This is a genomic window from Mesorhizobium sp. M0217, from assembly GCF_040321955.1.
Taxonomy (GTDB): domain Bacteria; phylum Pseudomonadota; class Alphaproteobacteria; order Rhizobiales; family Rhizobiaceae; genus Mesorhizobium.
Genome location: NZ_JAMYSN010000024.1, coordinates 20,421 through 41,645 on the forward strand (window position 1 = coordinate 20,421; position 21,225 = coordinate 41,645).

Sequence of the window (21,225 nt, forward strand, 5' to 3'; positions counted from 1 at the left end):
CTAGCGGTCGGGTTCGTCGCATGCATGTCCGAACCAGTCGCGTAACGCCGCTCGACGCGGCCAATGTCGTCGTCGGTCGGGGTCAGGGCAATCAATGCCGAGGCCGGATCCTACTGGCAGAGTTGGGAGTTCATTGCTTCAAGCGACAATTCTTCCGTTCTCATGCGCTCGATTCAGGACGTGCGCCTCTGACTGGCAAACACCACCCTCTAGATCTCCGACAGGTCGTCTTTCGTTCCCATCCGATCCGGGCGCGCCGGCCTGCGGCCGGCCGGGCTCTCGTCGCGGCGTACCGCCGCTTCCCGAGCCGGCTTTGCCGTCTCGGCCTTCGGGTGACGATCCCTCGCGCAGGGCCAGGGGGAGAGGGCGGCCGGCGCGGGGCGGGGGACGCGGGAGAGAAGGGAAAGTCACCATGTCGATGATATTCATAGGTGGATCACGCGATATATTCGAGCTGCCGGAACCTGCCATCGCTCGCATCGGCGCAATCGTTGCTGCCGAGCACGGCGTGCTGATTGGCGACGCGCCTGGAGCCGATGCCGAGGCGCAGGCGTTGCTCGCCGGCTACGGCTACGACCATGTCGGCATCTTCCATGCCGGCAAGGAACCCCGCAACAATCTGGGCGACTGGGCTGCCTACCATGTCCCGCCTCCTGAAGGCGCTCACGGGTACTGGTTCCACGCCGCCACGGACCGGGAGATGGCACTCCGCGCCGACTTTGGGATGATGGTCTGGGACGGCGCATCACCCGGCACGGCCGTCAGCGTGCTTCGGCTCGCCATCGCGAACAAGCCGTGCGTCATTTACGATCTGGCCAGGGGCCGGATGGCGACGACGCACAATGTGGAGGACTGGTGCGCCATGCTCCGCCATGCCGGTTCGGACATTCGCCGCCAAGCCGAAGCCCGCATGATGCCGGACGAGCGTCTAGCGTTGCCAGGATGATGGATGCGGTCCTGGCGACAGCCCGGCGGGTTCAATCGATATGTTGATCCGGCTCCTCGCCGCCTAATCCACTTGTATGAGCGGACGGAGCCGGCCCCTTTCGAAACCGGTCCACGCGCAGAGCCGCGGGGCGTTGTGCGGATGATCATCTTGACCCGTCTCGCCTCTGAGCGGGTGCAAGCGTGCCGAACAACATCCTGGCTTGCCGGGTCATCCAACCTGACTGCGCGGTATCGTCCCCCGAGGGGTTGAAGGCCGCTGCCAGCCCCGATCTCGAAACGCTATGCCGCCATATCGAACACGCAAGGCGGTCACGCGCCGAGCGGCTGTTCGATGTGTTGGCAATGCCGACGATATGACCCGAGAGGCTGCAGCATGTTCCTGCGATCCGGCAGCGTTGCGTCGGCGGTCTAGCGATGGCGGCCTGAGTTCTTCTCCTTTCGGTCGCATCCGGGGCCATTCCCGTTTCATGTCGCCTTTGTAGACGACCGCCTGCTTTGTGCGGTCAACCCCCGTTGGGGGTACACTCGGCGAAAATTCAGGAAAATTCGATTTCCGTTTTTTGTCTGCGGGCAGGCGAAGGGCCTGCCCGCTATTTTTCGGCAAATAGAATTTTCCAGAATTTTCGCCGAGATGACCGCAGCAGGACGGCCCTCTCCTTTGGCGCCATCGGGAATGGTCCCGATGCAACCGAAGGAGAACTACCATGGCCACCACGATCGCAAACCTCACCACCAAGGCCGACGGCTCGATGGAAGGCGTCTTCGCCACGCTCCGGGTCAACGCCCCGATCACCCTCATCCCGAACACCAACAAGTCGCGCGAGGACGCGCCGGACTACCGGATCGTCAACAAGCGCACGGGCTTCGAGATCGGAGCCGGCTGGCACCGCATCTCCCAGCGTTCGGGCGAGGAATACCTCTCGGTCAAGCTCGAAGCCCCCGAGATCGGCGTGATCTTCGGCAATCTTGCTCCCGCCCCGGGCGGCGAGGAAAACAAGAAGGTCATCCTCTGGAACAACCCCCAGTGAGGCATCGGTGGCCGGCCCCGCAACGGGCCGGCTTCCCACCGGCAAAAGGAGGTTGCAATGAGCCGCTACACCATCACTGTCACTGGCACCGTCACCGGACAGGTCCGCTCGGATCCAGACGCTGTGATCGGCTACGATCCACCGCTTCGGACCTACTTCCTGCAAGCGTTCCCCCACGAAGAAACCGACGAGCCCCGTCTTTGGCTTGGCACCCACCATCGCGCGTTCGAAACGCTTGGATATCTTCGCCACGCCGCGACAGCGCAAGGCTACGACTTCATGCCGCTGCCGCCCGAAATGGCTGCAAAGCTGGTCGAGGACAAAGCGGCAGCTAGCGGGCGTCCGGTGCGAGACGCAATCCTCGGCGAGGTGCTGAAACAACTCAATCAACACAAGTAGGCAAACACGTCTCAGGGCCCGCGACGGAGTGTTCCGTCGCGGGCCCTTTTTTTGACGTTGCAAAAGAGCCACGAACATCACCCGTCACGGCATGCGAGAGCGCCTCCAAACCGCCGATTATTCCTTTGGCAGTTTGTGCTTATGAACGCGGATATAATCCTGCACAGCCCTTCGCAGCAGTTCGGTCATGCTGTGCCCGTTGCTGATCGCCAGCAACTTGAACTGGCGCTGCTCCGCAGCCGTCAGGTAGTAACCGCAGCGGATCATCTCCTCCTCGCGAATCTTCTTTCCGGCGATGGGATCCCTTTTTTGACCCTGCCGCAGCAGCTTGCGGAAATCGGGCCCGACTGCCGGGGACGGCTTTGTCGGTTCCTGCATCTGTGGCGCAGCCTGCTCCTTGGTCCCTGATGTCTCGGCCTTCGGCGGGATGAACATGCTGGGCAGCGCCGGCGGCTGTGTGGAGATAGCCTTCATCATGCGGGCTTTCTTGTTGTCACCAGGTTTCGGTGCGGTTTCTTCACTCATGCCGCGTTCCTTGTGGCTTCGATGAAGGTTTGCAGAAGGTCGTCGAAGACCCCTTCGCTCTCGGCAATCGCCTTCGCGTCAGGCACCTCGGGGCTGTAAAGGGTCTGCCCGGTCTGAAGGTCGCGGTAGGCAACGCGATTGTGCAGGACGTGTTCCGCAATCGGTGTCCCGTTGGCCTGGATGATGGCGCGCAGTTCTGTCAGGGCTCGCGCCCTGCCATCGATGATGGTCTGCTTGGTCAGCACGAATATCGCAGGCAGCGGTCTACCCCGGCTCTCGACCGCCAGCGGGATGTAGTGGTCGGTAATCTGGATGGCGGCGGTCACATCGTCTAGGGCAAAATAGACCGGCACGACGACAATGTCGGCCGCGAAGAGCCCGGCCATGAGGTTGTCATTTGTGGTGCCTTCCGTATCGATCAAGACGACCGAGCGTTCTCCGTTGTGAGTGGTTGCTGCGCGAAGGATTTCCTGCGGCGTCATCGCGCCCACCATTGTGAGCCTGTCAGGACGATTGCCAGCTTCGCCCAGCATCTGGAACCAGCGGTTCATGTTCTGCCGCCGGTCGCCATCGATAAGAGTGACCGAATAGCCCCGATGCAGCGCGACGGATGCGAGGGTGCGCAGCATCGTCGATTTGCCAGTGCCGCCCTTTGGGATCGCAGCGGAGATGATCATGGGGCCTCCTTCCGGCGTTGTTTCCTTGTTTCCATGTCAACATGGAAACAGGTCATCCATGGACACATGGAATAATGTCACGGTCGAAACATGGTGACATAGTCAACGGGGAGGACTGGTTTGGCAACCCAGGCGCGCATAGATAAGGGCTCGCTAAAGGTGCAGTTTTTGCGCAGCTGCTGTCATCAGGAAAGAAGGGTCCGGTAGCACATCGACTGCGCATTTCCGACTACGCATCAGAGGGCTGTATCCATGGTAACATGGAAACAAGTCGTCAACGCATCATAGACACATCGCATTAAATCACGATGGGAACATTTCGCCCGCGCCGCTGCCGCTGACAACTGCGCCTGTGAGGAGAGGCGCGCGCCCGAAATTTTTCATTCCTCTCCCTCTTCTTATTGGCAGGATAGCCTATTTTGTGATACACACAGGCGGCGCGGCCCTGGCGGGCCTTAGCGCCCGCAAGCGGGCTTGAGAGATGGATGCAGACGTCCAGAAAGCAGCGGTAAAGAACGCGTCACGACGCTACGGCGAGGTGACACACATCCGGTTTTCGGCTGACGAGCTGGCCAGCCTCAAAGCCATTGCGGAGCGGGACGGCGTGACCGTCAGCGAGGTCGTGCGGCGTCTTGTGCGGGCAGAGGCCGGGCATCTGCCTATTGCGTCGGAGGCGTTACGGCCGGCGATCGTCGACATGACCGACCAGCTGCGGCGCGTCGGTGTCAATTTCAATCAGGCCGTGCGCGCGATGAACGACGGGCGTGTTGCCCACGATGAGGATCTTGAGCAGGCGCTGATCGCCGTGGGCGACCTCGTGCGGCAGTTTCGCGATGAACTGAAAACGATGACCGTCGAGCCTCGCAAGGCGAGGGAGGCCAGGCAATGAGCGGTCGTCTTGCTGGCTACGCGGCCGAAATCGAACGCTATCTGGGGGGCGGGTCCGGCGTGAAGCGTGAGGAGCTGGACAACGACGAGTCCCTGACGAGCGCCCGACGCGAGGCTGGCGAATTCCAGGCGATGAAGAGTTATGAGCTGACCGGTGGCGGCGGACGCCTCGGGCAAGGTCAAGCCGGCTCGACCGTAGGTGGCGGCATGGGCGCCCCTCGTTCGTCGCCGGGAGGATTGGGGGCGGCGGGGAGTTCGATGTCCAGTGGGGCTCCAAAGGCTACTGCTACTGCGAGCTCGCACAAGGTCACTAACGCGCCGATCCTGGTCTATGGCGCCACGCTCGCCGGTTTCCGGCCGGAAGAGGAGGAGGAAGACTGGAAGCGGCGCGGCGGCGGCGGTGGCCGTGGCGCTGACCGCTCTGGCGCTACAGGACGAGCGGCGCGGGCGGGCTATCAGGCGCGGGCCGTGGCGGCACGGGCAGGCTATGCGGCGGGCGCGCAGCCTGCCGTGTTCAAGGTCATGCCCAATCCTCCGTCGACCAGGGAAGCCGCCGCGCGGCTGCTCAATTACATCGGCAAGCGCGACGACGAAAAAGGCGAGAAGCACGACATCGAGATTTTCGACGAGGACGGGCAGGTCCTGGCGACAGGCGGCGCACGAAAGGCGTTCCTGGAAACGTTTTGCGAAACGTTCGAACCGCCCTTGGAAAATACCAATTTTCTGGAGGTTCGTTTCGAGCTCGCCAGCGAGGTCACCGATGCCACCGTGAGCGAGGCGCTGAACAAGGCATTCGGTGCAAAACCGTTCATCTATGCGCAGGACGGACAGACGGTGCAGGTATACGCGCACACCGATGAGCGGGCTGGACCGCTTGCGAGAATTCTGGCCGGCGGTCGGGAGAATTCGCGCAGCAAGGCGCTCGACAAGATCGAGGCGCGTTTGTCCGAAACTATGGGCGTGGCGGGGGTGGTCGCCAAGGCAGAGGTAACGGCGGCCGTGAGCCGTGAACCCAAAGCAAAATATTTCCTGCAGAAGTTCATCCGCACCCACAGCCAGGTCCGCCACGCAAATGGCGAGCCCGTGCCTGGGGTGAAGAACTCCACGAAGGCTGCGGCTTCAGTCTATGAACAATGGCGCCCGCAGTTTTCGGGGCGTGAGCGCCGCAATGCCTATCACCTGCTTTTCTCGGCAAGGGCCGGCACCGATGCCAACACCGTCATGGCCGCGGCGCGCGCCGTGCTCGAGGAGCGCGCGCCAGGATACAAGTTCGTCCTGGCGCATCACAAGGACACCAAGCACGTCCATATCCATGCGATGGTGCAGGCGCGCTCTGCCGACGGCGAGCGCCTGAAATTCTACAAGCCAGATCTGGTCGCCTGGCGCGAGACTTTTGCGGAAAAAGCACGCGAGAACGGAATTGCGATGGTGGCGACGCGGCGCATGGATCATGCGATGACACGGCCTTTCACGAAGGAGCATGCTGGAGCCTACAGCCGAGCCCAGAGCGATCCGCGCTACCAGGTGAGCGCCAGGACGATCGAGCGGGTGGAGGCCAAGCGGCAACGCCGTTTGGATGGACAATCCCTTGTCGTGAACGGCGATGCAATCGCTGCCGCATGGCAAAAGACAGTGACGACCATGCGGACCGCGGGCGTAGTCGGTCGGGCTCTCACGGCAGCGGAGTCGATCGGCAACAATTTTCTGCAGTTCCGTCGCGATCGGACAGGGGAGGGGCAGCCAGGTCCTTCCGCGGGTCGCGCAGCTGATCAATCGGGGCAAAAGTCTTTTCTGTCCCATCCTGGTATGAGAGAATTGAATGCACTGATAGGAGATTTGGACATGGCGCAAACCCCCTTGGAAATGCGGCGTCAGATGGCCCGCGTCAATCAGGCTCTCGACAACATGCGCGAGACGCTGCCACCGGCACATCAAGGGCAATTCGAACAGTATCGTGAAGAGGTCAACGACAAGATGCACGACCGTCTGGCGCGGCTGCAATTCGAGCGGCAGCAGCAGCGTCGTGGTGGTGGCGGTGGTGAGCCGATCCCCGAGCGTGAGGCGCGAGGGCGAGACCTTCCAACTCGGGACGATCCCCGCGAGGCGGTTGAGCCGCGCACAGGCACCGAGCAGGAGAAGGTGAGTGACAAGCAGAAGGACGCCAACAAACAGAAGGCGCGGCAGTCGGAAGAGCAGGACCGGAAGACCCAGCGCTCAAACGATAACGATTACGAGCGCTGAGCAAGGGCCAACCTATCGTCCTCCCGGTGGTCTATCGAAACGACGCATTCGTCTCAGAATGATCAGGCTGGATGCGAGCGATGCGCCTCATGTCAGCTGTTGACGTGATCTTTGCTGTTGCCGGATAGCAGACATTGCCGGCGCCCCTGGACATCGTAGTTGCGCCAACTTTCGTTAGAGAGCCCGCTAGATTGTCGGCCTCTGGGCGTATTCCCAAAAAACGCGGGGATGAGGATCAACTCTCAAGACGATGGACGGTCGCAACTACGGCAGGCTATCCCGATGGCGATTGCCATGGGGCCTCGCGTGCAATAGGCATTTGCCGGAGATGCGCAGGGGAGGATCGCCGTGACAGGAACAGCCCAGACATGGCGTGTCGGCATCCTTTTTTCGCGCAGCGGCATCACCTCGGTCACCGAAAGCGAGCATTTCTACGGGACGGCGCTTGCCATCGAGGAGATCAATGCCGGCGGCGGCGTGCTGGGGCGGCAGATCGAGCCCATAGCCTACGATCCTGGCAGCGATCCCGAGGCGTTTCGATCGCTCGCCCGCAAGCTTCTGACCGAGGACGATGTCAATGTCATCTTCGGCTGTTCGATGTCGGGTAGCCGCAAGGCTGTGCTGCCGATCGTCGAGCGCTACAACGGCCTACTCTGGTACCCGTCGATCTACGAGGGTTTCGAATATTCAGAAAACGTCCTCTACACCGGCGCCACGCTGAACCAGAACACTTTCGCGCTGGCCGACTTCATCCTGCAGCGCTACGGGCCGCGCGTGTTCATGGCCGGTTCCGACTACATCTATCCGCATGAATCCAATCGGGTGATGCGTGACCTCCTGGAATGCAAGGGCGGCACGATCGTCGAGGAACAATATGTGCCGCTCGACGCCGATGAGCGCCGCATCCACCGGCTGATGGCCGACATCGAGAAGGCCGCGCCGGACGCCGTGTTCTCGACGGTGATCGGGCGCAGCGCGCAAATCCTCTACAGGCTCTACGCCGAAGCCGGCATCGACCGGACAAAGCGGCCGATCGCCAGCCTGACGCTGGCTGAGGGCGAGATCCGCGTGATTGGCGCCGAGCACTGCACCGGCCACGTGCTGGCGGCGCCTTATCTGGCGAGCGTCGACAGCGGTGAGAACCAGCGCTTTGTCGGCGAACTCGCCCGCCGCTTCGGCGACCGGACGACGGCGACCATGTGGTCGCAAACCGCCTATACGCAAGTGCATCTGTTCGCCCGCGCGCTGGAGAAGGCGGGAACCCTCGACACCTTCCGCCTCAGCCAGGCGGCGCTCGAAGTCGACTATGCCTCGCCGGAGGGACGGATGATGTTCGACCAGGAAAACCGCCACGTCTGGTCGACACCGCGTATCGGCATCGCCAACGCTGCCGGCCAGTTCGACATCGCCTGGCAGTCGCAGGTCGCGATCCGGCCTGACCCCTATCTCGCCTCGACCCATTTCGAAGAGCCGTGGCTGTAAGACCATGACGGCAACGCTCAAACGCATCCTCAACGATCTCAGGCAGGCGAAGATCCTCGTCATCCACCCGAAGGACGAGGATGGCGCGGCACTTGTCGATCACTTGCGGCGCCTTGGCTGCGAGGTCCGCGCGGCGTGGCCGCCGCCGGCGTCGATCCCGGGCGATATCGACACGGTGTTCGTACAGGTGGGCGAAGCGCCGACCGATGCGATGGTGTCACTCATAGAAGGCGCCAGCGCCTCCGTGGTCGCCATCGTCACCTATGAAAGCCCGACCTCGATCAAGGCGATCATCGACCTCAACGCCCATGGCGTCATCACCAAGCCGCTCCGGCAGCTCGGCGTGCTGACGCAATTTGCGCTCGCCCGCTACCGCTATGGCTATGAAGGACGGCTGGCCAACAAGGTGCGCAAGCTGGAGGATACGCTGAAAGGGCGCAGGACCATCGAGAAGGCGGTCAAGGTTCTGGTCGCGATGAACGGCGTCGACGAGGAGACCGCCTACAAATTGATCCGCGACCAGGCGACATCGAAGCGCATCGCCCTGGTTTCGGTGGCCGATGGCATCCTCGCTGCGCAGGAAGCGATGCGGGCTTTCGGCTTCGGGATTTCCGCGCAGGGCAATCTGAAACAGCCGAACGATCGATAAGGCGCCGACGGCAAGTCGCAGCAGAAACTTTTCATAACCGGCTGATTTGACTTATATAAATTGAACTCTGCACCGTTGCTTGGTGCCGGAATCTTAGGCTCTTGACGCGGTCTTCGGTCCGTGCAACTTCTTAAAGCACGAGCAGGTTTGCTCTTCGGCAGGAATGCCGTTTCAGATTGATGGCTATGTAGCCCTTGGCTCGCGGATGACTTCCGCGCCCAGGGGTTTTTTGCGTTTGGAGACAGGCTTTGGCACTATTGGCGACAGCATCCGCGGACCTCCGTCTGGCCTGCATCCAGTTCCAACCGGCGATCGGCCGGCCGGACAAGAATCTCAGATCGATGGAGCGGCTGATCCGCCAGGCCGCCGGCCTCGGCGCCTCGGTGGTAGTGCTGCCGGAACTCGCCGACAGCGGCTATGTCTTCGACAGCCAGGAAGAACTCGCCGAACTCGCAGCACCCATTCCGGAGGGACGCAGTGCAGCGCTGCTGTGCTCGCTGGCCAGCGAACTCGGTCTCCACATCGTCAGCGGCCTTGCCGAGCGCGACGGCGACCGGTTCTTCAACGCCGCCATGCTGTGCGGGCCTTCGGGTCCCATCGGCACCTACCGCAAGCTGCATTTGTGGAACCGCGAAAAACTCTACTTCCAGCCGGGCAATCTCGGCCTGCCGGTGTTCGAGACCGCGATCGGCCGGATCGGCGTGGCGATCTGCTATGACGGCTGGTTCCCGGAGACCTACAGGCAGTTGGCGCTGAAGGGCGCCGAACTGGTCTGCGTGCCGACCAACTGGGTGCCGATGCCCGCTCAGGGTGACCACCCGGAGCCGATGGCCAACATCCTGCACAAGGCGGCCGCGCACAGCAACGGCATCTACATCGCCTGCGCCGATCGTGTCGGCATCGAGCGCGGCCAGCCCTTTGTCGGCAGGAGCCTGATCGTCGGCCCGACCGGCTGGCCGATCGCCGGGCCGGCCAGCGAAGCCGACGAGGAAATCCTCATTGCCACGATCAACCTCGGCGAGGTCGCCAAGGCGCGCGCGCTGAGTGAGCGCAACGACGCCATCGGCGACCGCCGCGCAGACGTCTACGGATAACCAAGAAGAAGCCGGCACTACCCGGTACGATCAACCAGAGAAAGGGAATACCATGAATAACAGAGCAGTGATCCTTGCCTTCGCCAGCGCCGCATTGACCAGCGCCGCCTTCGCCGCGGACGGCCCGATCAAGATCGGCATCCCGGTCGGCCTGTCTGGCGCCAACAGCGTCGTCGCGCCGTCGGTCGTGCAATCGGCCGAACTCGCGGTCGCTGAAATCAACGCTGCCGGCGGCGTGCTGGGACGCCAGCTTGCGCTCGAGATCGCCGACGATGCCTCGGGTGCAGCGGGCGCGCAGAAGGCCTTCGATTCGCTGGTCTTCCAGAAGGAGGTCAACGCCGTCATCACCATGGAGACCAGCGCTGCGCGCAATGCCGGCCTGCCAATCATCTCGAAGGGCGATATCCCCTACATCTACACCTCCTTCTACGAGGGCAAATCCTGCAACACCAATCTGTTCGTCAATGCGTGGGTGCCGGAGCAGCAGGTGCCGCCGATCGTCGACAATTTCATCAAGACGCAAGGCGCCAAGAAGTTCTTCCTGATCGGCTCGGATTATTCATTCGGCCGCGGCATGCTGGAATTCGCCAAGGCCTATATCGAGAAGTCTGGCGCCAGCGTCGTCGGCGAGGAATATCTGCCGATGGAAGGCAGCGACTGGACGGCGATCATTTCCAATCTGAAGAGCTCCGGCGCCGATGCGGTGATCACCTCGACGGCCGGCGGTGCGCCGAACGTCACCTTGACCAAGCAGTTGCGGGGCGCCGGTGTCACCATTCCCTATGGCAATCTGGCTGTGGATGAGGGAACCGCCAGGAGCATGGGCGCGGACGCGGCCGGCATCTTCATTTCCGCTTCCTATGTGACCAGCATCGACAGCGATGCCAACAAGGGCTTCCTTGCTGCGATCGAGAAGAAGTTCGGTGCCGAGCTGCGCACCCCCAACGACCTCTCCGTGCCAGAATATGAGGGTATCTATCTCTACAAGGCCGCGGTCGAGAAAGCCGGATCGACCGACACCGCCGCTGTGCTTGCGGCCCTCGCCGAGGTATCCTTCGCCGGCCCGCGCGGCACGGTCTCGATGAGCAAGCAGCACCATGCTCCGCTGACCATGTATCTCGGCCAGGTGAAGGCGGACGGCTCGGTCACGGTGGTCGACAAATTCGAAGGCGTCGACCCCGGGCAACAGTGCCCGAACCTGTAGTCGCGCCGCTATTCGCAACGGGGCGGCCCTGTGTCGCCCCGTTCCACACCATCGGGGACCTGCAATGACGCTTCTCCTGGACGTGGTGACGACGGCGGCGATCCTGTTCATCGTCGCTGCCGGCCTGCTTGCGATCTTTGGCGTGCTGAAGATCATCAATTTCGCCCATGGCGCCTGGCTGACCATCGGCGCCTATTGCGCCGTAGCCACGGCCGGCCTCGGCCTCAATCCCTGGGCCGCGCTGCCGATCGCCTTTGCCGTCGGGGCAATCCTTGGCGGCATCACCGAACTGGTCATCGTGCGGCCGCTCTATCGCCGGCCGCCCGACGCCATTCTGGCGACCTGGGGGCTCAGCATCGTCATCGGCCAACTGATCACGCTGTGGTTCGGGCGCGATGTGCAGTTCACCCCCAATCTCCTGTCGGGCACCGTCGATGTCTTCGGCGTTGGCTACTCGCTCTACCGGCTGTTCGCCGTGGCGGCCGCGCTGGTCATCGGGCTCGCCTTCACCTTCCTGCTTGAGGGCACGCGGCTCGGCCTGTCCGCGCAAGCGGTGATCATGAACGAGATGCTGGCGCGCGCGCTCGGCATCGACACGGCGCGTGTGCGTCTGGCCACCTTCATGGTCGGCACCGGACTGGCAGCACTCGCCGGCGTGCTTCTGACGCCGCTGACCAGCGTCGATCCGAACATGGGTGTCGCCTGGCTGATCGGCTCGTTCATGCTGGTCATGGTCGCCGGCTCGTCCTTCTCGACGCTGGCCGTCGCCTGCCTCGTCTTCGGTGGCGCCCAGGTTCTGGTCAGTACCTTCGTCAGCCCCATTCTCGGCGGCATCACGGTGGCGGTCCTGTGCGCCCTGGTGCTGCGCATCAGCCCGAAGGGATTTGCCCGTGCCTGAAAGCCGTTCCATCCCACCGAGGGTCTGGCTGTTTGCAGCCCTTGCGCTTGCGACGGCGGTCGTGGTCATCATCGGGCCAGCGCTGTTCGATCGCTTTACGCTCAACGTGCTGACCCGCTCGATGATCTACGCCATGCTGGCGGTGACCGTCGACATTCTGTGGGGCTACACCGGCATCCTGACCTTCGGCCAGGCGGCGTTCTTCGGCACTGGCGCCTATGCCAGCGCCATGGTGCTCAGCCATCTCGGCTCGACGCCCGCCTTTCTGGCACTGGCGCTGGCCCTGGCGATCCTCGTGCCGGTGCTGCTTGGCGGTTTCGTCGGCTGGCTGTCTTTCGGCCACGGGTCGACACCGCTCTATGCGACTGTGATCTCGCTGGTGGTGCCGATCGTGGTGACGCAATTGGTATTTTCGGGTGGCGTGTGGACAGGATCGAGCAGCGGACTGGTCGGCTATTCCGGCCTGCCGCTCGGCCTGCCGGGCTATTTCAGGCTGGCCGGCATCTGCCTGATTGTCACCACTGTCGTCGCCCTGGTCTTCACCCGCTCCGATGCCGGCAAGCTGCTCATCGCCATTCGCGACAATGAAGCGCGCTGCGCTTATCTCGGCCTCGACCCGCAACGCCTCAAGATCGTGCTGACAACGATCCTCGCCGGCGTCGCCGGCATTGCCGGCTTCCTCTACGCCAATGCATCGGGCGTGGTCGCGCCGGAAAATACCGGCTTCGTCTTCGGCACCGAGATCGTCATCTGGACGGCCCTTGGCGGCCGCGGCACCATCATCGGGCCGGTCATGGGTGCGATCGGCATCGACTATCTCAGCGCCCAGCTTTCCGGCGATCTGCCCTTCCTGTGGAACCTCATCGTCGGCGCCCTGTTCGTGGTCATGATCATCCTGTTGCCGAACGGGCTGGCGCAATTGTTCGCAATGCTGCTGCCGCGCCGCAGTGGGGCGCAAACCAACACCGCCGGGAGCCCGGCCATCGCCGTCGCGCCGGCTGGCAATGGCAGCGCCGGCGGCAACAATGTGCTCTCCGTCAGTGGTCTCGGCAAATCCTTCGGCAGCCTGCAGGTGCTGCAGGGTATCGACCTCGACGTTCGTCCCGGCGAACTGGTCAGCCTCGTCGGTCCGAATGGCGCCGGCAAGACGACGTTGATGCGGTGTCTCAGTGATGGCACCGAAGCCACCACCGGAAGCGTCAGCATTGCCGGCCAAGACATCAACGGTATGACACCGGATGAAATCGTGGCGCTCGGTGTCGGCCGAAAATTCCAGGTGGCGAGTGTCTTCGACAGCCTGACTGTCGCCGATTGCCTGCGCATGGCACGCGCCTCGCGCCAGGTGCCGAGTCTGCTGCGCCGCTCCGCCACGCTTGGATTGCCGGCCGCCGCCGCCGATATCTTGCGCTCCACCGGGCTCGACCTGATGCTTGGCCGGCCCGTGTCGCTGTTGTCGCACGGGCAGAAGCAGAGCCTAGAGCTCGCCATGGTCGTTGCGCTCGAGCCAAAACTCATCCTGCTCGACGAGCCAACGGCCGGACTGACCAAGGTCGAGCGCACCACCATTGGCGCTACGCTGCAGAAGCTGACCGGCGAGCTCGGTTTCGCCGCCATCCTGGTCGAGCACGATCTCGATTTCGTCCGCGACATCTCGACCAGAATCGTCGTTCTCCACCAGGGCAAGCTTGTCCTCGACGGCAGCGTCGCCGAGGTCGTCAATTCCGAAGTGGTCAGAACGATCTATTCGGGAGCCGCCCATGCTTGAGGAGACCAAAACCATCGTGCCGAAACTTTCGCTGTCGAATGTGTCGAGCGGCTATGGGCCGGTTGCCATCATCGACGCGCTGTCGCTCTCCATTGCGCCCGGACAGATTTTTGCGCTGATGGGCAAGAATGGCATGGGCAAGACCACGGTGCTCAAAACCATCCTCGGTTTTGTGGCGCTGCGTTCGGGCGACATCCGCCTTGACGGTATGTCGATGTCAGGCGTTTCCCAGGCCTCGTTGATCGCCTCGGGCGTCGGCTATGCGCCGCAGGAGCAGGCGCTGTTCCAGGATCTCAGCGTGCGCGACAATCTACGCCTCGCGCTGCGTTCGGATCGCGGTTTTGCGCAAGCGGTGGAGCGGGTCTACGGGCATTTTCCGTTCCTTCGGGAGCGCCTGTCGCAACGCGCTGGAACGCTGTCCGGCGGTGAGCAGAAGATGCTCATTCTGGGCCGCGCGCTGATGTTGCAGCCGAAGTTGCTTTTGATCGACGAGATTTCCGAAGGCCTGCAGCCCTCCGTCGTCAAACGTATCGCCGCAGCTCTGAGGGAAGAACGCAGGGCCAACGGCACGACGATCCTGATCGTCGAGCAGAACCTGCCTTTCGCGCTTGGCATCGCCGACAGCTGGGCGGTGCTGAAGCTCGGCCGCATCGACGATGCCGGCGACGTAACAGACGGAACGGCGGCCCGAGTGCTGCAGCACCTGAAAATCTAAGTGCTCGGATCCGGCACGGATACTCCGATCCGTTTGTTCCCCAAAGGGAGCATTCCGGCCTTTCAGTCTAAAGCTCCGAGCGTCCGCTCAGGCCAGTTCTCGACGATGCAAGCGGAGTGCCTGACCGTCGCTTCTGGCCAGCACGCGATGACCATCACAGGCAACAAAAGCGCGGGACGCCCCTGTCGTCTGATTTTTTAGGGCGCGGGGTTTTAGCCAGAGATCGAGGTTTTCCACGCCGGATACGAAAGGTTGACCGTCATGATGCGCAGCCAGAGGTTCAGGGCGCCGCAGCCGTCATGCCTTCTCCAAGGGACTCGGCGTCCGAATGGTCTTGCGCAGGCGCTCATTGAACTCGGGCGGCATATCGAGCCGGGCCAGGAATGCGGCGTGCTTCCGGACTGGCTGCAACTATAGCCTGGTCAAGAAGAGCCTCTTCTGCATGGCCGAATCTCCTATGGTTTCATCTAAATCCGCCACGGAGTAACGTCAAAGATCATTAGGAACGCTTATCCATCGACTAGATCAGGCAAAGCATCTTCAACGATGCTCAGATTTCGATCGAAAGTCTCGGTGTCGGATGCGTTGGCGCGCAGGGACCGCACCTTGTTCAGGATCGCCGCAACCGCCGCTTCTTTGTCAGGCGCTACGCGTGTTGTCACCGCTTTGGCCGCCAAAGCGGAAAAGTCTATGGCGGCATAAGCTGGTACGTCTGCAGCGTCGGTTGCTTTCAGCCGTTCTTTTCCGATTGCGCGCCGGCTCGGCGGCGGAGCTATAGGGCCTGCTTTTGCGGCAAATGTCGCGCCGCGCCGCAGCCGGGTCTGCATAAGGCCTGAGCGGTACGTGGGTGCTTTCGGCACAATCGTCGGGAGCGCAGGAGATGGAACCGCCGCGGAAGCGTCCAATGCAGGGCTTTTCGTGAGCGAGGGGCCGGTAGAGGCGGGCAGGGGCATGAACGCGCGTTTGGCGAGCTGGCCGTCGGCGAAATAGAAATTGCGCGTGCCGAGGATTGGCAGTTCGCCGCGCGGCAATATGATGACCTTGTTCTTGTCGAGCGTACGGATTTCGTCCGGCCGCATGAGGGGCCGCCGCACTTCCTTGCGGTGCTCCGAGCGCGTGTAATAAGTGTCGAACAACGTTGCCTTGGTGCGCGTCACGTCCTTTTGCACGTCCGACGTTTCGCCGAGCTGCTCGGAAACGTAGCGCAGATCGTCAGCGTCTTGCGCACCGAAAAAGATCTGCACGCGAGCGGCGTTGATAAGTGTCTTGCGCCCTTCCTGGCGATAGATCTCGTCCACAGCCTTCAGCGACTGCACGAAAAACCACATCGAAACGCCGTTGCCGCCGAGCACGCTTGCCATTTCGGTCACGTTCTCGAGCTTGCCGAGGTTCTGGAACTCGTCGAGCAGCACAAGCACCGGATGCTCGCCCGGCTGCGGCATGGTTTCCGACATGAAGTTCATCATCTGCGTGATCAGGACGTTGAATAACGGTCCAAGCGACGTGATCTGCTCGCGCCGCACGTCGAGATAAAGGGAGATCCGATCGCGCTTGAGACTGCGAATATCGAACGTGCTGCGCGACGTAGCTCGCATCAGACGCTCATTGAGAAAGGGGGCCATGCCGGTCCGGACGCCGGCGTAGATTCCGGAAAACTGCCGCTCGGACATCTCAAAATATGGCAACAGGGTTTGCAGCGTGAAATGCGAACATTCGCGGCGGCGTTCCTCGCGCAGCGAGCCGATGAATTCGAGGAGCGGCTGCTCGGCGCCGTTCATGATATCGAGGATTTTGGCAAAGGTCTTCTTCTCGTTCGGGATCGCAGGCGATTCCATGACGAAGGACGCGATGCCGGTAAAAAGCAGCCGGGCGTCGTTGACCCAGTAGGGATCCGCGTTCGAAGGGGGGCGCGGAAACAATGCCGCAGCGATGTTGCGAAGGTCGATGTCGCGCTGCGCCGAATCCAGCGAGATGAAGTCCATCGGGTTGTAGCACGCGGTATTGCCGCCCGGATCAGCCGGCGCGAAACGCACCACGCGGCTCATGGTCGAACGGTAACCGGCGGTCGCCGCATACGTCTCGCCCCGCAGATCGAGAACCACGAGCGAATGCGGCCAGGTCAAGGCGTTCGGGATGATGAGAGACGTGCCTTTACCGGAGCGCGGTGGCCCTATGACGAAGCCGCCGACATCATCGCCATCAATCCACAATTTCTTACCGCCCATCAGCTTGCGCTGGGACAAACGGATCTTGCCTGAGCGCTGATCGCGGCGCGGCGACAAAATTTCGGCCAGCCTGCCGCCGGCTCGACCGACGAAGACGCCGCCCACTTTCGTCAGGCCGGTTTTTGATACGTCGCTCATGGTCATGAAGCGAGAGTCATTGCGCTTTCTCGGACGCATGAGAAACAAGCTGACCAGTGGCAAGAGAAACCCCAATGCTCCTGCCGCAACGGCGTATTGTATCCGGCCAAAGTTCCTCGCCATCGTGTCCGCCCAGGCCTGACGAACGACCGGCAACGGATTGGCGTTCAGCTGGTCGAACAGGACGTGTGAGCCAATCCGGTACCAATCCGTCGCGGCATAGGCGACGGTGAAGACCAAGGCGCCCAGGGCCATCGCCATGAGCACCATGAAAATTGCTGTTGCGATTTTCTGCATGGATGGGTCTCGCTAGATCGTCTCCGCCTTGGTGAACTTGATCTCGCTGATGCCGCGCCGTCCGCCTTCGGTGCGGACCATCTGGACGACCACCGGAATGACCTCACGTAGATAGTCGAGAATTTCACTTCGTGAGAGCCCCGTACTGCCCTGCATGACCATGAGCGCCAGCCGCTCGTAGGCGGACCGGGCGGAATTGGCATGAACGGTCGTGAGCGAACCAGGATGGCCGGTGTTGATTGCCTGGAGGAATGCGAAGGTTTCAGCGCCGCGCAACTCGCCCAGCAACAGACGGTCGGGTCGCATGCGAAGCGAGGCCTCGAGCAGCTGTTGCGCGGAGACCTTTGCAAGGCCCTGGTCGCCCTTCGAGGCTAACAGGGTGACGTTGTTGGGAGCCGGCAGCCTCAGTTCGCGGGTGTCTTCGATCGTGATGATCCGTTCATGGGCCGGGATCTCCTTCAAAAGCGCATTCAAGAACGTCGTCTTGCCGGTCGACGTGCCGCCAGAAACGACGATCGAAACGCGGTTGCGCACCGCGTATTGCAGGAACTCCATCGGCGATGTGTCGTGCAACATCTCGACAAGCCGCTTTTCTTCGCTTGAAAGCGCCAGGCCGCTGCCCATTGCCGTGTTTTCGAATGCGCCGAGATCCTTGTAGGCAGCAAGGCTCATGTCCATGATGACCTGTTTACGGATCGAGATCGCCCCGCCTTCGGGAGCCGCCGGCGGCAAGATGCATTGGATTCGCTCACCCGAAGGTAGCGCGGCCGATAGGACCGGTTTTTCTTCGTTGATAACCTGATTGGTCGCCGAGGCGACGCCCGTCGAGATATTACGGATCCAGCCGGGTGTGACCTCGCGCTTGACGACGTGCTCCATTTCCTTCGCGCCGAGGCGTTCGATGAACAATTCACCCGGCCTGTTGATCGCAATCTCGGATACTGCATCTTCGTTCAAATAGGACCATATCGGTTCCAGATGAGCGCGCAGGACCGGGGCTCTCGTCCAAGGGTCGGGAAGGGGATGCACGGCATTCATTTCACCGGGCTCCCGTAGCCGAGATAGAAATGATCTTTTGGCGTGCCGTAGAGAGGCGTCGGATCGATCGCCATCTTCGGCCGCCCGCCTGCCTTCAGGCGTGCAACTTCTTCCTGGATGGGATCGGCGTACAAATCCGAGAAATCGAGGTCTCGCCGCACCAACACGACAATCGATGTGCCCTGGTCGACATAGACTGTCGGGCCAATGTTCTGCGTGTCGCGAAACGCCTCCTGCGCGAGTTGCTGCAAGGCGGTTGATGACTTGTCAAACGCGATGCCGCGGGCGTCGCGCTGGGAGCCGTTCCCACCATAAGTCACGGTCGTCGTCTCACCGGTTACGGGATTTATCGTCGACACCTGGCGTTGTTGGCCATTTTGTCCGCTGTCGCCAAGCGAGGACAGATATTCAGAGACACCGCCAACGATAGAAAGCATGATGGAGTTGCCGTACCGTTCAACCCAGTGCGTATCAACACGCCCGCCCACGCCACCGCGCCCGAGCGCGTCTGCCCCAGGCGACTTGATATCGACGGAGATGCCGTCCGAGCGAATGACCCTGTTCCAGACGATGAAAACACGCTTCTGACCACGCGCAAGCCCTGAGCGGTATTCTCCGGTCAGGCGCGAGCCCTTCGGGATGAGGATCCGCCGGCCGTCGAGAGAGAAGACATCCTCACGCACGACAGCGCGCACGGCGCCGGGAAGGTCGGTGTTAACAGCGGTTTCCAAATAGCCGCGAATGATCGTTCCTTCAGGGATCAACGCATCGGTTCGTCGGAAGGCCTTGGCTTTGACGATGCCGGAAGAACTTGCCTCGGACTGCGCCAGGAAGGCCTTGTTGGGATCACTGTCGGCGCCGGGGACCGGGACGATCTGACCGTCGGGCCCGATTTCGACCTGCGCCGCCTGGGCGCCGCTATCCGTGGAGCCGGTTTGATCATTCGTCACCATCTGGTTCGACCGCAGGCGTTCCCACACCGCCTTTTCGCGCTCGGCGGCCTCCGCCTTGCGACGAGCCTCTTCCTCAGCCGCGGCCTTGCGGCGGGCTTCGTCCTCCTCGGCCTTGCGGCGAGCCTCCTCGGCCGCCATTTGCGCCTCCAGTGCGCGCCGCTGCGCATCGAGATCGGCGCCTTGCTGTACGGTCTGATCGACATTATCGGCTTGCTGCGTGCCATTCTTGTCGTCAACCGGGGGCGGCACCACGATCTGGTCGATCGTGCCGTCGGCAGGTTGGGGCGGCTCGTTCAACGCCGGCGGGCGAAACTCCGGCGGATTGAAGTTTTCCTCGCCATCACTGCGAACATCGCGCGATACAGGCTCCCGAGGCCAGTTCAGCCATATCAACGCGCCTACCAGCACTACGCCGAGGCTGACCAGGGCGATCCTGGTACCCACGCCCGCACCACGGCGCGCGACCGTTGGGCTGCCGTCCAGTTGGTTATAATCGATGTGGGTCATCAGCGCCCTCCGCTGGATCCGAACAGGGTGGAACCGCCTGTCAGTTTCGTTGGACCGTAGACCTGCTCGACGGGATCGATGGCGTTGGGTCGCGCCCGGTTGTAGAGGCAGAGCGTCTTGCCATCGGCCCGCAAGGTGAATTGCCGTGCGACCTTGTCGATGACTGTGTATTTGCCCTGCGTGCGAACGTTAACCAGCGACTCATGGCGCTTGTCGTCGACAACGAAAATCGCCGGAATGTCGCCCTTGAACTCCAGAAACACCTTGGTGCCGTCGTCGAATACGGTGCGCGGCTTCAGGCTGTCGTCGCCCTTGTAGGCGTAGTCGTAATTGAGATCGGCATAATTCAGATCCTTTAAATCCGGATCGGCGGCGCTCTCTTTTGCCTGTGAGAGCAGGCGCGCGTTGATATCCTCGTCCGGGTATTTGAACCGGACCTGGAAGGATGCCTGGTCACGGCTATTGTCAGTCGCCTGCAGCAGCAAGGAATAGACGCGCCGGTTGGTGACCACGTTGACGTTGGTCCACGCATCGCGCTCCAGCGGCTTGACGAACAGAAATCGCGATCCGCGTTTGGGAATGATCGACCAGCCTTTCGTGTCGCCAGCCGACACGGTTTCGATGACTTCGGTCGGACTGAGCTCGACCATCGTCGAAATGCCAAGAGCCGCGCGCACCGACGTCACGTCGTCATTGTTGAAGGTGACATATCGGATGCGGCCGTCGCGTGCGGCCGCGCTGTGCATCGTGCCGAGCAGAAGGGCGGCCGACAGCGCGAGGCCCGCGCGCCGTCTCATTGCAGGCTCCCCGCGGCCGGCGCCGATTCCTGGTCGCGGCGGTAATCCGTAACCTGAAATCCCAACGGGTTGTCGAAACGCCATTCGTTCTTGAGCGGCGTCGAGGTGTAGCGGAATTTTATCACCGCCACCCAATTGTCGGCGGTCGACGAATTGTCCCGCCGCGTCGTCGTGGCAAAGCGTACCGAGGCGGTGTTGCGATTGAGCAGGGAAACCGATTTGATCTCGACCGAGACAGTGACATTGCGGCCAAAAATCTTGTCGAGCGATTGTGGATTTGCAGGCGTGAAAAGCCATGTCAAATCCTTGGACGCGGCGTCGGTCGAATAGAGCTGGGCCAGGTCGTAATTCTGTTTCAGTTCACGGGAATCGTAGGTTTCGCGGGCCCTGATGTAGCGCACCAGATTGGCCGCGGTGACAGCCTCGTTCTGCGATAAATCGCCAGGCTTCAGCGCGCGCATGATCTCGAGGTAGCCCGTCGATTTGTCGACCTCTACAACGTACGGCTCGAATTGCCGGAGTGGCAGGATAAGCACGAGGGCCAGCAGCGACAGCACCGCAACCAGTCCCGAAATGCCGCTGACGATCCAGGCCAATGTACGCGATCGACGCATTGACCTGTGCGTGTCGTCTTCCCAGGTCGCGCCCGCCCTGTAATACCGCTTGTCGACGAGTTCGCTGCTGCGGTCAGCAGCTGTTTCCACTGGCATTGTCACTTACTATTGCCTCGTTTGCGCGACGATCCCGATCCAATCCA

20 protein-coding genes are annotated in these 21,225 nt (G+C 62.0%); 12 read left to right on the forward strand and 8 right to left on the reverse strand.

Annotation, left to right across the window (positions count from 1 at the left end; genetic code table 11):
- Nucleotides 1–412: 412 nt before the first annotated feature.
- The 3 genes from NKJ18_RS26665 (at nucleotide 413) to NKJ18_RS26675 (ending at nucleotide 2,375) form a co-directional block, all read left to right on the forward strand.
- Nucleotides 413–946: a hypothetical protein gene (locus tag NKJ18_RS26665; RefSeq protein WP_352760499.1), complete on the forward strand. Its 534-nt coding sequence runs from the start codon at nucleotides 413–415 to the stop codon at nucleotides 944–946.
- Nucleotides 947–1,652: 706 nt separating this feature from the next.
- Nucleotides 1,653–1,976, forward strand: coding sequence for a DUF736 domain-containing protein (locus NKJ18_RS26670; protein ID WP_006205585.1), 324 nt, complete (start codon nucleotides 1,653–1,655; stop codon nucleotides 1,974–1,976).
- A gap of 57 nt (nucleotides 1,977–2,033) precedes the next feature.
- Nucleotides 2,034–2,375, forward strand: a complete 342-nt coding sequence (locus NKJ18_RS26675) for a hypothetical protein (protein WP_352760501.1) — start codon at nucleotides 2,034–2,036, stop codon at nucleotides 2,373–2,375.
- A 117-nt stretch (nucleotides 2,376–2,492) separates the two neighbouring features.
- On the opposite strand, the gene NKJ18_RS26680 is transcribed toward NKJ18_RS26675, so the two are convergent.
- The 3 genes from NKJ18_RS26680 to NKJ18_RS26690 form a co-directional block, all read right to left on the reverse strand.
- Nucleotides 2,493–2,900, reverse strand: a complete 408-nt coding sequence (locus tag NKJ18_RS26680) for a hypothetical protein (protein ID WP_352760502.1) — start codon at nucleotides 2,898–2,900, stop codon at nucleotides 2,493–2,495.
- Nucleotides 2,897–3,577 carry a nucleotide-binding protein gene (locus NKJ18_RS26685; protein WP_352760505.1) on the reverse strand — a complete coding sequence of 227 codons (681 nt, stop codon included), beginning with the start codon at nucleotides 3,575–3,577 and terminating at the stop codon, nucleotides 2,897–2,899. The genes NKJ18_RS26680 and NKJ18_RS26685 overlap by 4 nt, the downstream gene beginning before the upstream one ends.
- Before the next feature lie 298 nt (nucleotides 3,578–3,875).
- Nucleotides 3,876–4,076 (reverse strand): hypothetical protein, encoded by a 201-nt coding sequence (locus NKJ18_RS26690; protein ID WP_352760632.1) that lies wholly within the window; start codon nucleotides 4,074–4,076, stop codon nucleotides 3,876–3,878.
- Between NKJ18_RS26690 and NKJ18_RS26695 the strand changes: the two genes are divergently transcribed.
- The 9 genes from NKJ18_RS26695 to NKJ18_RS26735 all read left to right on the forward strand — a co-directional run bounded on the left by NKJ18_RS26695 (nucleotide 4,059) and on the right by NKJ18_RS26735 (nucleotide 14,513).
- Entirely contained in the window at nucleotides 4,059–4,466 is a 408-nt protein-coding gene (locus NKJ18_RS26695) for a plasmid mobilization protein (protein WP_352760507.1), read from the forward strand. The genes NKJ18_RS26690 and NKJ18_RS26695 overlap by 18 nt on opposite strands.
- Nucleotides 4,463–6,706, forward strand: coding sequence for a relaxase/mobilization nuclease domain-containing protein (locus tag NKJ18_RS26700; RefSeq protein WP_352760510.1), 2,244 nt, complete (start codon nucleotides 4,463–4,465; stop codon nucleotides 6,704–6,706). Before NKJ18_RS26695 ends, NKJ18_RS26700 begins: the two co-directional genes overlap by 4 nt.
- Before the next feature lie 348 nt (nucleotides 6,707–7,054).
- Nucleotides 7,055–8,188 (forward strand): transporter substrate-binding domain-containing protein, encoded by a 1,134-nt coding sequence (locus tag NKJ18_RS26705; RefSeq protein WP_352760513.1) that lies wholly within the window; start codon nucleotides 7,055–7,057, stop codon nucleotides 8,186–8,188.
- Nucleotides 8,189–8,192: 4 nt separating this feature from the next.
- Entirely contained in the window at nucleotides 8,193–8,837 is a 645-nt protein-coding gene (locus tag NKJ18_RS26710) for an ANTAR domain-containing response regulator (RefSeq protein ID WP_352760515.1), read from the forward strand.
- Nucleotides 8,838–9,085: 248 nt separating this feature from the next.
- Nucleotides 9,086–9,931 (forward strand): nitrilase family protein, encoded by an 846-nt coding sequence (locus NKJ18_RS26715; protein WP_352760517.1) that lies wholly within the window; start codon nucleotides 9,086–9,088, stop codon nucleotides 9,929–9,931.
- 52 nt (nucleotides 9,932–9,983) lie between these two features.
- Nucleotides 9,984–11,135 carry a substrate-binding protein gene (locus NKJ18_RS26720; protein WP_352760520.1) on the forward strand — a complete coding sequence of 384 codons (1,152 nt, stop codon included), beginning with the start codon at nucleotides 9,984–9,986 and terminating at the stop codon, nucleotides 11,133–11,135.
- Nucleotides 11,136–11,199: 64 nt separating this feature from the next.
- The gene (locus tag NKJ18_RS26725) at nucleotides 11,200–12,033 is read left to right on the forward strand and encodes a branched-chain amino acid ABC transporter permease (protein ID WP_352760523.1); all 834 of its coding nucleotides are present in this window, start codon (nucleotides 11,200–11,202) and stop codon (nucleotides 12,031–12,033) included.
- Nucleotides 12,020–13,798 (forward strand): branched-chain amino acid ABC transporter ATP-binding protein/permease, encoded by a 1,779-nt coding sequence (locus tag NKJ18_RS26730; RefSeq protein WP_352760526.1) that lies wholly within the window; start codon nucleotides 12,020–12,022, stop codon nucleotides 13,796–13,798. The genes NKJ18_RS26725 and NKJ18_RS26730 overlap by 14 nt, the downstream gene beginning before the upstream one ends.
- Entirely contained in the window at nucleotides 13,791–14,513 is a 723-nt protein-coding gene (locus tag NKJ18_RS26735; RefSeq protein ID WP_352760529.1) for an ABC transporter ATP-binding protein, read from the forward strand. The genes NKJ18_RS26730 and NKJ18_RS26735 overlap by 8 nt, the downstream gene beginning before the upstream one ends.
- A 509-nt stretch (nucleotides 14,514–15,022) precedes the next feature.
- On the opposite strand, the gene NKJ18_RS26740 is transcribed toward NKJ18_RS26735, so the two are convergent.
- Genes NKJ18_RS26740 through NKJ18_RS26760 form a run of 5 tightly spaced genes read right to left on the reverse strand, consistent with a single transcriptional unit; the run spans nucleotide 15,023 to nucleotide 21,178 of the window.
- The gene (locus tag NKJ18_RS26740; protein WP_352760532.1) at nucleotides 15,023–17,173 is read right to left on the reverse strand and encodes a type IV secretory system conjugative DNA transfer family protein; all 2,151 of its coding nucleotides are present in this window, start codon (nucleotides 17,171–17,173) and stop codon (nucleotides 15,023–15,025) included.
- Nucleotides 17,174–17,185: 12 nt separating this feature from the next.
- On the reverse strand, nucleotides 17,186–18,211 hold the full coding sequence (gene virB11, locus NKJ18_RS26745; RefSeq protein WP_352760535.1) for a P-type DNA transfer ATPase VirB11: 1,026 nt from the start codon (nucleotides 18,209–18,211) through the stop codon (nucleotides 17,186–17,188).
- Nucleotides 18,208–19,671 carry a type IV secretion system protein VirB10 gene (gene virB10 / locus NKJ18_RS26750; RefSeq protein ID WP_352760538.1) on the reverse strand — a complete coding sequence of 488 codons (1,464 nt, stop codon included), beginning with the start codon at nucleotides 19,669–19,671 and terminating at the stop codon, nucleotides 18,208–18,210. Before virB10 ends, virB11 begins: the two co-directional genes overlap by 4 nt.
- Nucleotides 19,671–20,468 carry a TrbG/VirB9 family P-type conjugative transfer protein gene (locus tag NKJ18_RS26755; protein WP_352760539.1) on the reverse strand — a complete coding sequence of 266 codons (798 nt, stop codon included), beginning with the start codon at nucleotides 20,466–20,468 and terminating at the stop codon, nucleotides 19,671–19,673. Before NKJ18_RS26755 ends, virB10 begins: the two co-directional genes overlap by 1 nt.
- On the reverse strand, nucleotides 20,465–21,178 hold the full coding sequence (locus tag NKJ18_RS26760) for a VirB8 family type IV secretion system protein (protein ID WP_352760634.1): 714 nt from the start codon (nucleotides 21,176–21,178) through the stop codon (nucleotides 20,465–20,467). The genes NKJ18_RS26755 and NKJ18_RS26760 overlap by 4 nt, the downstream gene beginning before the upstream one ends.
- Between the last annotated feature and the right edge of the window lie 47 nt (nucleotides 21,179–21,225).

Bases quoted from the DNA above. Each gene is read 5' to 3' on its own strand.
- NKJ18_RS26710 (WP_352760515.1), top strand. From the start codon at position 8,193: ATGACGGCAACGCTCAAACGCATCCTCAACGATCTCAGGCAGGCGAAG.
- NKJ18_RS26665 (WP_352760499.1), top strand. From the start codon at position 413: ATGTCGATGATATTCATAGGTGGATCACGCGATATATTCGAGCTGCCG.
- NKJ18_RS26695 (WP_352760507.1), top strand. From the start codon at position 4,059: ATGGATGCAGACGTCCAGAAAGCAGCGGTAAAGAACGCGTCACGACGC.
- NKJ18_RS26700 (WP_352760510.1), top strand. From the start codon at position 4,463: ATGAGCGGTCGTCTTGCTGGCTACGCGGCCGAAATCGAACGCTATCTG.
- NKJ18_RS26755 (WP_352760539.1), bottom strand. From the start codon at position 20,468: ATGAGACGGCGCGCGGGCCTCGCGCTGTCGGCCGCCCTTCTGCTCGGC.
- NKJ18_RS26670 (WP_006205585.1), top strand. From the start codon at position 1,653: ATGGCCACCACGATCGCAAACCTCACCACCAAGGCCGACGGCTCGATG.
- NKJ18_RS26740 (WP_352760532.1), bottom strand. From the start codon at position 17,173: ATGCAGAAAATCGCAACAGCAATTTTCATGGTGCTCATGGCGATGGCC.
- NKJ18_RS26720 (WP_352760520.1), top strand. From the start codon at position 9,984: ATGAATAACAGAGCAGTGATCCTTGCCTTCGCCAGCGCCGCATTGACC.
- virB10 (WP_352760538.1), bottom strand. From the start codon at position 19,671: ATGACCCACATCGATTATAACCAACTGGACGGCAGCCCAACGGTCGCG.
- NKJ18_RS26735 (WP_352760529.1), top strand. From the start codon at position 13,791: ATGCTTGAGGAGACCAAAACCATCGTGCCGAAACTTTCGCTGTCGAAT.
- NKJ18_RS26725 (WP_352760523.1), top strand. From the start codon at position 11,200: ATGACGCTTCTCCTGGACGTGGTGACGACGGCGGCGATCCTGTTCATC.
- virB11 (WP_352760535.1), bottom strand. From the start codon at position 18,211: ATGAATGCCGTGCATCCCCTTCCCGACCCTTGGACGAGAGCCCCGGTC.
- NKJ18_RS26685 (WP_352760505.1), bottom strand. From the start codon at position 3,577: ATGATCATCTCCGCTGCGATCCCAAAGGGCGGCACTGGCAAATCGACG.
- NKJ18_RS26760 (WP_352760634.1), bottom strand. From the start codon at position 21,178: ATGCCAGTGGAAACAGCTGCTGACCGCAGCAGCGAACTCGTCGACAAG.
- NKJ18_RS26680 (WP_352760502.1), bottom strand. From the start codon at position 2,900: ATGAGTGAAGAAACCGCACCGAAACCTGGTGACAACAAGAAAGCCCGC.
- NKJ18_RS26675 (WP_352760501.1), top strand. From the start codon at position 2,034: ATGAGCCGCTACACCATCACTGTCACTGGCACCGTCACCGGACAGGTC.